7 protein-coding genes and 1 pseudogene are annotated in these 12,197 nt (G+C 72.7%); 2 read left to right on the top strand and 6 right to left on the bottom strand.

Going from position 1 to position 12,197, the window contains the following annotated elements; all coding sequences use genetic code 11:
* Positions 1-57: 57 nt before the first annotated feature.
* The 4 genes and pseudogenes from AB0M95_RS03925 to AB0M95_RS03910 form a co-directional block, all read right to left on the bottom strand.
* Positions 58-1,368 (bottom strand): FAD-binding oxidoreductase, encoded by a 1,311-nt coding sequence (locus AB0M95_RS03925; protein ID WP_363759042.1) that lies wholly within the window; start codon positions 1,366-1,368, stop codon positions 58-60.
* 411 nt (positions 1,369-1,779) lie between these two features.
* Entirely contained in the window at positions 1,780-3,750 is a 1,971-nt protein-coding gene (locus tag AB0M95_RS03920; protein ID WP_363759039.1) for a S9 family peptidase, read from the bottom strand.
* Positions 3,751-3,973: 223 nt separating this feature from the next.
* Positions 3,974-4,141, bottom strand: coding sequence for a DUF885 family protein (locus tag AB0M95_RS03915; protein WP_363759036.1), 168 nt, complete (start codon positions 4,139-4,141; stop codon positions 3,974-3,976).
* Positions 4,142-4,149: 8 nt separating this feature from the next.
* Positions 4,150-4,961: pseudogene (locus AB0M95_RS03910) on the bottom strand (M55 family metallopeptidase).
* A gap of 170 nt (positions 4,962-5,131) precedes the next feature.
* Between AB0M95_RS03910 and AB0M95_RS03905 the strand changes: the two are divergent.
* Positions 5,132-6,499 carry an SWIM zinc finger family protein gene (locus tag AB0M95_RS03905; protein ID WP_363759033.1) on the top strand — a complete coding sequence of 456 codons (1,368 nt, stop codon included), beginning with the start codon at positions 5,132-5,134 and terminating at the stop codon, positions 6,497-6,499.
* 123 nt (positions 6,500-6,622) lie between these two features.
* Complete coding sequence (locus AB0M95_RS03900) at positions 6,623-8,794, top strand: ATP-dependent RecD-like DNA helicase (RefSeq protein WP_363759030.1); 2,172 nt, start codon at positions 6,623-6,625, stop codon at positions 8,792-8,794.
* Positions 8,795-8,865: 71 nt separating this feature from the next.
* On the opposite strand, the gene AB0M95_RS03895 is transcribed toward AB0M95_RS03900, so the two are convergent.
* Both AB0M95_RS03895 and AB0M95_RS03890 read right to left on the bottom strand, forming a co-directional pair.
* Positions 8,866-10,029, bottom strand: a complete 1,164-nt coding sequence (locus AB0M95_RS03895; protein ID WP_363759027.1) for an acyltransferase — start codon at positions 10,027-10,029, stop codon at positions 8,866-8,868.
* A gap of 277 nt (positions 10,030-10,306) precedes the next feature.
* Positions 10,307-11,857: an aromatic amino acid ammonia-lyase gene (locus AB0M95_RS03890; RefSeq protein WP_363759024.1), complete on the bottom strand. Its 1,551-nt coding sequence runs from the start codon at positions 11,855-11,857 to the stop codon at positions 10,307-10,309.
* Between the last annotated feature and the right edge of the window lie 340 nt (positions 11,858-12,197).

The following is a 12,197-nucleotide window of genomic DNA, read 5'->3' as shown; positions in this document are numbered from 1 at the left end:
CGCGCTCACCCGACCGAGCGAACCCACCCCGCACGCTGCGTGACCGGCGGCGGACGGTCAGCCCATCACCGTGCCGGAGCTGCCGGCATTGCGCTCGCGCTTGCGGGAGAAACCGCCGAGGTCGACGGCCAGTCCGGTGTGCATGCCCTTGTACCGCACGGGTTCGCGGTCGTGGTCGGCGCCCGCCTCGACCTGCTCGATCAGCGTCGCCATCAGCCGTCCGACCACCGGGGCGTTCTTGAACTGGTTGCCGCTGGTGCCGATCGCGACGTAGAAGCCGCCGAGGTCGGTCCGGTCGTAGATCGGGGTCCAGTCGTCGGCGACGTCGTAGACACCCACCACGCCACGGGCCCGGTTCGGCATCCGCAGCCCGGGCAGCCGCCGCGCCGCCCGCGTCACCTGGGCTTCGAAGACGGCCATCGTCGGGTTGAGGTTCGCGTCGTCGGGGTCGTCGAGCCACTCGAACGGATCGCATTCCGGCTCGGTGCCGCCGACGAGCAGCCCGCCGCCCACCTCGCCGCGGAAGTACGTGCCCAGGTCCATGTCGGCGATCGCCGGCCCGACCCCACCGGCCGGGTGGTAGCCCTCGGGCGCGAGGACGTGCGCGACCTCCTGCCGCATCGGCCGCACGCCGACGGTGAAGTCCGAGCCGACGCCGGCCAGCGCGTTCAGCTTGCCCGACCACGGGCCCGCGGCGTTCACCACGATCGGTGCGGAAATCTTCGTGCCGTCCGCGAGCACGACCGCGGTCACTCGGCCATCGGCGGATTCGACCGCGGTCACCGTGCTGCGGAAGCGGAACTCGGCACCTTCCGCGACCGCCGCGGCGGCGAGGTTCTGCGCCGCCAGCTGGGGATCGGTGATGTACCCGGCGTCCGGGGTGTAGACCCCGCCGAGGGAGTCCTCCGGGTCCGCCCAGAACCGGTCGTCGTCGATGCGCTTCGGCGGCCAGTACCGGCCCGGATCGATGCCCGGTACCCGGTCGGCGAGCGTGGCCGCGTCCCATTCCTCGTACGGGACACCGACCTGGTCGAACAACGGCAGCCAGGCCGACCGCGGGGCCGCCGCCACGTCGAGCATGACCAGGCCGCTGCGCTCGAACCGGGCCAGGTCACCGACGTCGTGGCCGAGGTGCTCGGCCCACGCCGACCAGCAGAAGTACGATTCCCACGCGGCCGCGACCCCGGCGAGGGTGGAGAAGTTGTACCGCACCACCGCACTCGACGCGCTCGTGGAGCCCTGACCGGCCCCGCCCGCGCGGTCCACGACGACGACCCGGCGGGCTGTCTTGGCCAGCTCCAGCGCGATCGCCGATCCGATCACGCCCGCGCCGACCACCACGGCATCCGCGCTGACTTCCGGGCTCATGGCTCACGTCCTCCCTGCGATTCTCGTGCCCTCACGGGACCACTTCAGCGCTGTCCAGCCAGGGACCTCGCGTGTTCACACCCGAGAGGAATGGCTTCCCTGCTTGTGGTTTCGGTGTTGCTCTCGGTGATGCGGTGACGGGATTGAACGCACCCGGTTCGCTGGGGAACGGCTCTCCGATCCGTTATCGGCACTGCGACACGCGGCATGGCTTGCCATGCCGGGGAGTGAGTCACGCTGCCGTACGCGGCCCGGACCGTCGACGCCATCGACGGCGAGGAGCTGCAAGCTCGGTCGTTCACGACCGAGAAGCCGACTGTGGTTCGCCGGCGGCGTGGGAACAGCCGCCAAGCGTCAAGTCCGAAGCCCCGTCGACGGACCAGGGGGCACGTCGTGACCGGCCGCCCGGGGTCACGAGGCGGGCATGTACCGGTCGAACCACTGCAGGGCCCGCGCGAGGAAGTCGATCTGCGCGGGGAACGCCCGCACGCCGTGGCCTTCCTCCGGGTAGATCACCAGCACCGAGGGCACGCCGTGGGCGAGCAGGGCCTGGTGGAACTCCCGGGCCTGGCCCGGTGGCGTGCAGCGGTCGAGCGCGCCGGCCACGTTCAGGCACGGGGTGCGGACCTTGCTCACGTGCAGCACCGGGCTGCGCGTGTGCGCCCTGCTGCCCGGCTGCTCGGGGTCGGCGTCGAGGAACCGGTTGCCCCAGGCCGAGATGTTGCTCGTGAAGCCCTGGCTGTACCAGTCGGTGACCGGGGAGATCGGGACCGCGGCGGCGAACCGGCGGTCCTGGGTGACCAGCCAGGACGACATGAACCCGCCGTAGCTGGCGCCGATCAGGCCGATCCGCGCGCTGTCGGCGATGCCGCGCTCGACCAGCGCGTCGATGCCGGACAGGAAGTCGTGGGTGTCGTCGCCGCCCATGTCCCCGACCACGCGGCCGGCGAAGTCCTGTCCCCGGCCGCTGCTGCCACGGGGATTGGGGCTCAGCACCGCGTACCCCTGCGCGACCAGCAGCGGCACCCACGGGAGCCGCATCGACCAGCAGTTCTGGAACGCCCAGATCGGCCCGCCGTGGATGTTGACCACCAGCGGGAACGGTCCCTCGCCCGCCGGGCGGCACAGGATCCCGTCGATCTCCAGTCCGTCCGGCGCGGTCCAGGTCACGGCCTCCGCCGTGCCGGCGACCGAGCGGAGGTGGTCGGTGCCCGGATGCGCCGCCGAGGCGAGCACCTCCCGGCTGTCCTCCCCGGTGAGCACGAGTTGCGGCGGCAGCTCATAGCCATCCTGCACGGTCAGCACCCGGCCGTCCGAGGTGAACGCGCCGTGCGCGTAGAAGGTGCCGCCGCTGCAGGACAACTCGGTGGCGAACACCTCACGGGCCTTCCCGCCGGGCACGTCGAGGATCCCGGCGACCGAATCGAGCCGGCGCTGCCCGAGATAGCCGAGCCGGTTCGCGTCGAGCCATTCGACCTGCGTGACGTCCGTGCCCTCGGTATCGATCCGCTGCACCGCGCCGGTGGCCGGGTCGACGAGCAGCAGATCCCCGGCGACCACCCAGCGGTCACTGCACACGGCCTCGACCACCGCCACCCGGGTCCCGTCCGGCGAACCGGCCGGCAGGCCCAGCTGGACGGGACTGCCGAGCAGCTTCCGCACCTCGCCGCCGGAGTCGATCAGGTTGAGCTGCGCGGTGTACCACGCGTCCTCCCCCGGCGCGTCGGACGAGATCGCGACGACCTGCCGCCCGCACCACCCGGCTTCCCAGCAGTTGAGGCCCTCCGGCGACAACCTGGTCAGGGCGCCGGTGGCCACGGTGTAGACCCACAGGCTGCGCCAGGCCCCGTCGTCGGTGCCGTCGTCGACCTCCGGGAACCACGACGGTTCGTCCCGCTCCCGCTTGGCGTTCGTGCCCGAGCCCTGGCCGCCGGACAGCTCCGCGCCGAGCCCGGCGACGCCGAGCAGGATCTCGCGGCCGTCGGGTGACCAGTGGGCGTACTCCACGGTTCCGGGCACCTCGGGCGCGGGCAGCGCCTCGCCCAGCCGGCCGTCCCCGAGCAGGTGCAGCTGGAACACGCCGGCCTCACGGCGGTCGGAGAGGAACGCGAGCATGCCGCCGTCGGGGGAGAACCGCGCCCACCGCGCCGATCCCCGCCCGGCGGACACCGCGCGGAGTTCCCCGTCCTCCGCGGCGTACACCACGGTCCTGGGCAGCCCGGTCAGCTCGTCGAGCACCGCACCGGTCACCACCACGCGCCCGCCGTCGCGGGTCACGTGCGGCTCCCGGAGCGCGTGCGGACGGCCGAACGCCGGTTCGTGCAGGGCCCGCAGGTGGTCCGTGACCTTCCGATAGGCCGCTGTGGTCTCCAGGTCTTCCATGATGTCTTCCTTCCTGCGGATCCGGTCAGACGGGGAAGGTGGTCGAGAGGAAATTCTCGCGCCGCGGCACTGCGGGGCACATCAGACGATTGCCGAGTGTTCGGTCACCGCGGAGCGACAACTGTCGCCCGGGCCTCGTTCCTGGGTGCGGGACACCTGGCTAGGACACTGGTCAGCCGGTTGTTCGTTCGATCCAGCGCTCGATGATGTCCCGCGGCGGCGTTCAGCGTTTCCAAGGGACGGCGCCATTGGCGAGAACGTGGTGGTGGAAGTCCTTGATGGTGAACCGGGTCCCGAGTTCGCGTGCGGCTCGGTCGCGGAGATGTTCGATGCGATGACGGCCGATCAGGTAGGCCGGTTGCCGCTCGAGCAGCAGCCTCCGCGCGACCACACGCCCGGCTAGCGACGACCCGCCGCGAACTGGCCGGACGCGATCGACATCAGGTAGAAGGCCGCCGAGATGGCCGGCGCCAGCTCCTGCGCGTCCGAGAACGCGGCGCGAACGGTCATGCCGGACACGCGCTCGAAGCCCGGGCACAGCGCGACGAAGTCGGCGTGCAAGGGCGTGGGGAAGTCGAGCTCGAGGACCACGTACGCCGGCGCCTCGGGTCGCGGCAGTTGCGCCGCGTCGCGGACCGCCCGCTCGGCCGCGGCCCGGATGAGGTCCTGCGCCACCTCGGGGTGCACCGACGTCGCCGCCGCGAAGCCGTCCGCCTGCTTGACCTCGACGACCTCCGCCGAGGGGAAGAGCTCCCGGGCCTGCGCGCAGATCACGTCGTCACCGGTGACCATGCCCACCGGCACCCCGTGTGCAGCACAGATGATCGCGTTCGCCGAGGCCTCGCTCTGCTCGACCCCGTTGATGCGCACCGAGGTGAAGCCCGAGTACGTATGGGCGAGCACACCGTGGCAACCGGCAGGGGCGTGGTAGCCGACGAACAGCACGACATCGGTCTCGGCGTCGACGCCTTGCACCATGCACTGCGCGCGCGGCGTGCCGAAGGTGACCCGCGCCCGGGGGTCGAGCGCGCGTGCAGCAGGTTGTCCATGGTCCCGTGGCTGTCGTCCACGACCACCTCGGTCGCACCGCCGGCGAACGCGCCCACGATCGCGGCGTTCGCCTCCTCGGTCATCAGCTCCATCGCACGCGGATAGCCGCTGCCGCCGCGGTAGATCTGGTCGAGGGTCGCGACACCGGCGACGCCCTCCATGTCGATGGAGATGAGGACCTTCATGTCAGAGCACAATACCCGTCGCCGCAGCGACGAAGGCGAGCCAGTCGGCGTTCTTGCGAGCCGATCACGCCTGCGCCGACGACGGCGTCCGCGGTCACGGTCACGGTCACGGGATTTTGTCGGAGGCGATCTTTACGGTTCCTGCCATGACGAGCACAGTGCAGGCGTACTCCTACGCGGGGCCCTCCACGCTGGTGGGGGATCAGTTGGGGTTGTCCACCTCGGGCGGGCGCACCGCCACCGGCCTCATCGGCCGCCCCAGGTTCTTCAGCGGGGTGGTGACCCAGGCGGCCCCCGCCGCCCACGGGCTGCTCGCCCTGGCCGACGTGGCGCTCGCGCGCTACCACCAGCCCCGCGCGCGCGGAGGCGGCTTCTCGCGCGATCCCGTGATCACCTGCGACGGCGAGCGGCTCCGGCTGGAATCGTTCTCGGCCTGCGGCGGGGTGTACGCGCGGCTCGACCTGCTGGGCGGCGCGCTCGACGGCGAGGTCTTCGACCGCGGCACCACCAACGTCGACGTCAACGGCCCGCTGCGCGAGGCGCTGGCCCGGGTCGGCGGGCGCGACCCGTTGCACCTCGGGGTCGGAGCCGACGAGCTCGCCGTCACCACGATGGACGGCGCGGTGATCGAGAAGAAGGTGCCGCTGCCGGAGCGGTGGCTGCGCGGGTTCGCCGAGGTCCAGGTGATCGCGGCCGGGTTCGACCTGCGGGCGGAGCTCGCCGGGATGTCGGCCGTCCGCTTCCTGCGCGGCCTGCCGAAGAAGGCCTCGGCGAACGTGTGGGTGGTCCCGTCCGGCCGCGACCTGCGGGTCACCGACGGTCCCGCACCCGGCGCGGTGTGCCTGGCCGGGGTCGGGCGGCTGGCCACCCTCCACCCCTTGCTGCGCTTCGCCAAGGCGCTGCGCGTGTACGGCCCGGCCGTCCACGACCGTGCCGCCTCCAGCGCCTGGGAGCTCGAACTGCCCGGCATGCGGTACACCTTGGTCCTGTCCCCGCAGGCCTGGAGGGGGTTCTCCGGCGAGGGCGCGGTGCTGGACGACCTGTCCGGCGACGACGCCGAGGCCGACGCCGACGTGATCGGCATGCTGCTCAACTTCGAACCCTCCGTCGAGATCGGGCTGCTGGCAGACCGGTCGGGCCTCACCCCCGCCCGCGTCCGCGCCGCGCTCACCCAGCTCGGCACCGCGGGCAGGGTCGGCTACGACCTCGCCGAGGCCGGCCACTTCCACCGCGAGCTGCCCTACGACCGCGAGCACGTCGAGACCCTGAACCCCCGCCTGTCCGCCGCCCGGGCCCTGGTGGAGGCGGGCGCCGTCCGCCTCACCGGCCCAGGCACGGCCCAGGTGACCACGGCCGGAGGGGTCTACGAGGTCGGGCTGGAACAGGGCTCGTGCACCTGCCCCTGGTGGTTCGACCACCGCGGCTCCCGCGGCCCCTGCAAACACGTCCTGGCCACCCGCATCACCACTCGCCCGGCGGCCACCCCCGACGCGGCCGAACCCGCGTTGTCCTAGGTGTGGGGCTTGGGGGCCGATGGGGATGGGTGTGTCGGAAGGGGGCGCTAGTGTGCGAGGAGGTGGCGCACATTACCCGGGGAGTGCACGGTGGGCGTGCTCATGAGACCTTCGGCCGATCCGATGAAAGGCTCTGTGGTGTCGGAGTCGGGGCTGGTCGAGGTGGAGGGGGCGGTCGAGCGGCTGGTGTACGTTCGCGAGGACGAGTACACCGTCGCGCGGATGAGCGCCGAGTCGCGGCCGGTGTTCGTGGCCGCGGGGCGCGCGCTGGCCGGGGTGCAGCCGGGCGAGACGCTGCGGCTGGCGGGTGAGTGGGAGGAGCACCCGCGTCACGGCGGCCGCCTGGTGGTCAGGCACTGCGAGCGGGTGGTCCCCTCCACCGTGCCCGCCATCGCGCTCTACCTGGGCTCGGGTCTGATCCGCGGCATCGGCCCGAGGCTCGCCCAGGCCATCGTCGAACACTTCGGCGAGCGGACGCTGACGGTCATCGACACCGAGCCGGAGCGCCTCACGGAGGTCGTGAACATCGGCGTCGCGCGGCAGGCGCAGATCGTCGAGGCGTGGGCCGAGCAGAAGGCGGTCGCCGCGCTGATGGTCGTCCTGCAGGGCTTCGGCGTGAGCCCGCTGCTCGCGGCGAAGATCTACCAGGTGTACGGCGACGAGGCGCGCGAGGTCCTGACCTCCGACCCGTACCGGCTGATCGGCCGGGTCAGGGGCATCGCCTTCCACACCGCCGACCGCATCGCGCTGCGCTCAGGCGTGCCGGAGACGAGCCCCCAGCGCATGAAGGCGGCGGTCGCGGACCGGCTGGACGCCGCGGCCGCCCGCGACGGCCACTGCTACCTGCCCCTGCCCGTCCTCGTCGCCGCGGCCGTCGCCCTCGTGGAGCAGGACGAGGAGCTGATCCGCCGGGCCGTGGACGCGCTGGCCGCCGACCGCCGGGTCGTCGTCGAGGCCTCGCCCGCCGGGCATGGCCAGGTGGTGGTGTACTCCAAGGAGCACCACGGCCGCGAGGTCGCCCTGACGGCGAACCTGACCCGGCTGCTCCGGGCCCGCTCCACGATGCCGCACCGCCCCTACGCCGAGGACGAAGGGCTCCACGAGGACCAGCGCGTGGCGGTGAACCTGGCCCTGACCAGCACGGTCTCGATCCTGACCGGGGGTCCCGGCTGCGGCAAGAGCCACACGCTCAAGGTGATCGCGGCGACCGTGCGCGCGATGGGCGGCAGGGTGACGCTCACCGCCCCGACGGGCAAGGCGGCCAAGCGCCTGTCGGAGCTCACCGGCCTGCCCGCGATGACCGTCCACCGCATGCTCGCCCAGCAGGCCGACCGCGACGACGGCGCGCTGTTCCAGCAGTCCCCGGCCGACGCCGACCTGGTCGTGGTGGACGAGGCGTCGATGCTCGATCTGCAGCTCGCCACCCGGCTCACGTCGATCATCCCTGAGGGCGCCCATCTGCTCCTGGTGGGCGACAGCGACCAGCTTCCGAGCATCGGGCCGGGCAGCGTCCTCGCCGACCTGCTGCGGGTCGATCAGATTCCGCGCATCCGGCTGACCCGCGTCTTCCGGCAGGCGCAGGACAGCGGCATCGTCCAGTCCGCTCACCGCATCCGGGCCGGCGAGCTGCCCGTGCTGCCGGGGCGGGGCGGCTTCTGGTTCGAGGAGCTCGACGACGCCGAGCAGGTGGCCGAGAGGGTCGTCCATCTGGCGACGGTGGCGATCCCGCGCAAGCAGAACATCGGCCCGGATCAAGTGCAGGTGCTGTGCCCGATGCGCAAGGGCCCGACGGGGACCGGCGAGCTCGGCCGCAGGCTGCAGGAGCGGCTGAACCCCGCCCGCGAGGGTGTGGCCGAGCACTGGTCGGGGCCGTCGGTGTTCCGGGTGGGCGACCGGGTCATGCCGATCCGCAACAACTACGACAAGGGCGTGTTCAACGGCGAGACGGCGACCGTCACGGCGGTCGATCCGCAGGAGCGCCAGATCGAGATCCGCACGGACGACGGCGAGACCGTGACGTACACCTTCGGCGAGCTGGACGAGCTGACGCACGCCTACGCGATCAGCGTCCACCGCTCGCAGGGCAGCGAGTACCCGTTCGTGGTGGCGCCGATCGTCGCCGACGCCGGGGGAGTGATGCTGCGCCGCAGGCTGCTCTACACGCTGGTGACCCGGGCCAAGGCGTGGGTGGTCCTGGTCGGACGCCGCGACGCCCTGGAGGCTGCGGTCCACCGTCTCGGCAACCGCAGGAACACCGGCCTGACCGCCCGCCTCGCCATCAGCCTGACCTCCTGATCAGCCGGCCGACCACCCCCCCGGCCACCGGATCTCCCGTGACCACCGTCGCCGGCGTGGGCGGCGTGTTGTCAGGAACGCAAGCGTAGGGCGGCGCGTTTCAGGGCGTGTTTGAGTCTTGGGCCGAGGGGCTTCTCCACCAGGCGGTGGATGAGCCAGGCGGCCGTCAGCATCGAGGCGATCGAGGCGAGCAGCGTCGGGACCGCGCCGAGGTGGAGCCCGCGGTGCAGCACGGTGATCGCGAACCAGCCGAGGTGCTCGTGCACGAGGTAGAACGGGTAGGTGAGCGCGCCGGCGAACGTCAGCCAGCGCCAGTCGGCCCACCGTGCCCACCCGAGCGCCACGACCGCCACGGACGCGAACGCGAAGGTGACGACGAGCAGGATCACGTACGGCGAGCGCACGTAGAAGACCTTGGTCACCTCCGGATCCCACAGGCTGATCGTCGCGTAATACTGCCCGAGCGCCCAGGACACGGCCACGATGCCCCACAGCAGCAGGTCGCCGCCGTACCGGTGGATCAGGTAGAGCGCGAGGCCGCCGATGAAGAACGGCGCGCTGTCCTGCATCACGATCTCGCTGACGAGCCGGTTGTCCGCGACCTGGGCCAGGGCGGTGGCGATCGTCCACCCGCCGCAGAAGATCACCACGCGCCGGTAGGTCGCGCCCTTCCACAGGACGAAGACGGCGAAGAGCACGTAGAACCGCGCCTCGATCCACAGCGTCCAGCACACTCCGAGCACCCGATTCACGCCCGTCGGCTGCTGGAGCATGGTCAGGTTCACGAGGATCTCGTGCGGGCGCAGCGGCTCGCTGACGGACGGCATGATCACGCACGCGGCGGTGACCACGACGATGGCCGCCCAGTACGCGGGGTAGAGGCGGGCGACCCGCGAGCGGAAGAAGTCGCCGACCGTACGTCCCCAGCCGCTCATGCAGATGACGAAGCCGCTGATGACGAAGAAGATCTGCACGCCGAGGCTGCCGTAGGAGGTGGCCTGCCACAGGGCGGCGGGGAACAGTTCCTTCGGGGATTGGCCCCACATGTGGGTGATCTGGCCACTTCTGCCCGAGTAGTGGTAGAGGCAGACCATCAGCGCGGCGAGGATGCGCAGGCCGTCCAGGGCGCGCATGCGATCGCGCGCCGGTGCCGGCGGCCCGGTGGGCGCGCGTATGCCGTCGGGTTCGGTGGCCGGGCGTGGTTCCGGTGCCGGCGGCAGTGTCGCTCGGGTCACGTCGCTGGTTCCGTCCGTTCCTGCTCGGTGGGGTGGCCGCACGCGCGCGGGTTCTCCATGGGCCGCCCGGCCTGGATTCCCGGACGGCGTGACCTCCGGCCGGGCGCTCGTGCGGCGCCCGCCCTTCCGTACGCATGGCGGTGACCGCGGGTTGCCCGGGCGGAGGAAACTGTAGTTCGTCCGGTCGGGAGGGAAATATCCGGCTTGGCGGTTACGCCTGCCCGGCAGCGGCCCGGCCTCAGAGCCCGGTCTCAGAGCGCCGTCTCAGAGCGCGGTCTCAGAGTGCGGCGAGGGCGTGCAGGAGGTGCGCGGCGGTGTCGACGTCCGAGCCCAGGGGGCGGTCCTCGTCGCGCGGGTCGAGCCGGGCCGCCGCCAGGGCGAACGCCGCGCCGGCCGGCGTGGACGGCCCGGGGGCGGTCCCGCGCAGGCGCAGGGCCCGTACCGCCGCGACCAGCTCGCAGGCGAGGACGAGTCGGTAGCACCCGGCCGCGTCGAGGGTCTGGCGGGCCGACTGGGGGGCGAAGCTCGCGTGGTCCTCCATGCCGCGCGACAGGACGGCGTGCCCGAGTGAGGCCGGCTGCGCGGCGCCGCGCAGCCGGGCCAGCGCCGAGGTCGCCGAGTACTCCAGGATCATCGCGCCCGAGGCGGCGGGCGCGTCGCCGGCGAGGAAGGGACGCAGGCCGGTGTACCCGGGCTCCATGAGGGTGGCCAGGCGGGCCGCCGAGAGGTGCGCGGCCTGGAGCAGCGCCAGGCGCAGGTGGTCGAGCGCGAGCCCGAGCGCGGCCTGGTGGAACCCGCCGTGGTGGTGGACGGTGCCGCCGGCCGCCGAAAAGAGAGGATTCTCCGCGGCGGCGTTGATCTCGACGCCAAGGACGCGTTCGAGCGCGTCCGCAGCCTCCGCCGCCGCGCCGTGGACCTGGGGGAGGCAGCGGTACCCGAACGGGTCCTGCACGCGGGAGGGCGCCGCGCGCGGGCCGCCGAGCAGGCGCCGCATCTCGGCGGCCGCCGCGACGGCCCCGGGATGGGGACGCCCGGCGTGCACGCGCGCGTCGTAGGGCTCGGTGCCGCCGTCGACGGCGAACAGGGACAGCGCTGCGGTCACCCCCGCGGCCCGCAGCAGGGTGGCGATCTCCGACCAGGCGAGGGCGGCCTGGCCGATGGTCATGGCGCTGCTGCTGCAGAAGGCGAGCGCGTCCCCGGCCTCGAGCCTCAGCGGCTCCGGGGGAGCGCTTCGCCGCAGTGGCCCGGTGTGACGGCGGGCGGTGGGCTCCGCGGGCGGCGGGGCGCCGCCCTCCCCGCCCTGAGGGTGGGGTTCGCCCGTCCGGGGCATGGGGTGCACCGCCCAGGGCCGCTCGCCGATCAACGTGAGCCCGGTCTCGGCCAGCGCGGTGAGATCTCCCGTGCCGATGGCGCCGACCTCGCGGATCTCCGGCAGGTTCCCCGAGTTCAGGGCGCGCGCCAGCGCCTCGGCGAAGGCGGGCCGCAGCCCGGCCCCGCCGGCGAGGATCTGGTTGGCCCGGACGGCGAGCATCGCGCGCACGTGGACGTCCGGCTCCCGGGGGCCGATGCCGCCCGCGTGGCTGCGCAGGAGGCGCAGGCCGTGGACGTCCTCCTCGCCCGCCGCGACGGCCTCGGTGCGGTTGGCGCCGACCCCGGTGGTGCGGCCGTAGACGGGACGCCGCGCGGCGATCTCTTTGGCGGCCTTGTACGACGCCAGGGCGCGGTCGAGCCCGCCCGGGTCCAGGGACACGCGTGCGCCGGCGATGGCGATGTCCGCGATGTCCGCCGGCCGGGTCCGGACCCCGTCCAGGATGATCGGCGACGCCATGAGAAGCCCCTCAGCGCCCACGCTACTAGCCTCGAACGGGTGCTTCCGGGGAGGAGGACGCGAGCAGCCGCAATCCTCTACGAAGCGCCCCAGCGCCCGCAAGACAGATAATCTCCGGCAAATGCCCACGACGTCCCGGGGGGAGATGCTCGGCCGATCGGTCCTGGCTCGGCCGCGTCGAACGCCACTACGGTCCGGGGGCCTACCCACGGCTGATGCTCATGACCCTGTGCGAGACCGGCACCCGCGGCGGCCGGCGGGCGGGAAGCGGCCCGGGGCGATGGGTATCGCCCCGGGCCGCTCCCTGTGATCGACCGCTGTAGCTCGCGGCGGCTGGCGT

Source organism: Sphaerisporangium sp. NPDC051017 (genome assembly GCF_040683095.1).
Taxonomy (GTDB): Bacteria; Actinomycetota; Actinomycetes; order Streptosporangiales; family Streptosporangiaceae; genus Sphaerisporangium.
This window is presented reverse-complemented; position numbering and strand designations above follow the sequence as displayed.

Coding starts and splice junctions, on each gene's coding strand:
- AB0M95_RS03905 (WP_363759033.1), top strand. CDS start 5,132: ATGACGAGCACAGTGCAGGCGTACTCCTACGCGGGGCCCTCCACGCTG.
- AB0M95_RS03900 (WP_363759030.1), top strand. CDS start 6,623: ATGAAAGGCTCTGTGGTGTCGGAGTCGGGGCTGGTCGAGGTGGAGGGG.
- AB0M95_RS03920 (WP_363759039.1), bottom strand. CDS start 3,750: ATGGAAGACCTGGAGACCACAGCGGCCTATCGGAAGGTCACGGACCAC.
- AB0M95_RS03925 (WP_363759042.1), bottom strand. CDS start 1,368: ATGAGCCCGGAAGTCAGCGCGGATGCCGTGGTGGTCGGCGCGGGCGTG.
- AB0M95_RS03890 (WP_363759024.1), bottom strand. CDS start 11,857: ATGGCGTCGCCGATCATCCTGGACGGGGTCCGGACCCGGCCGGCGGAC.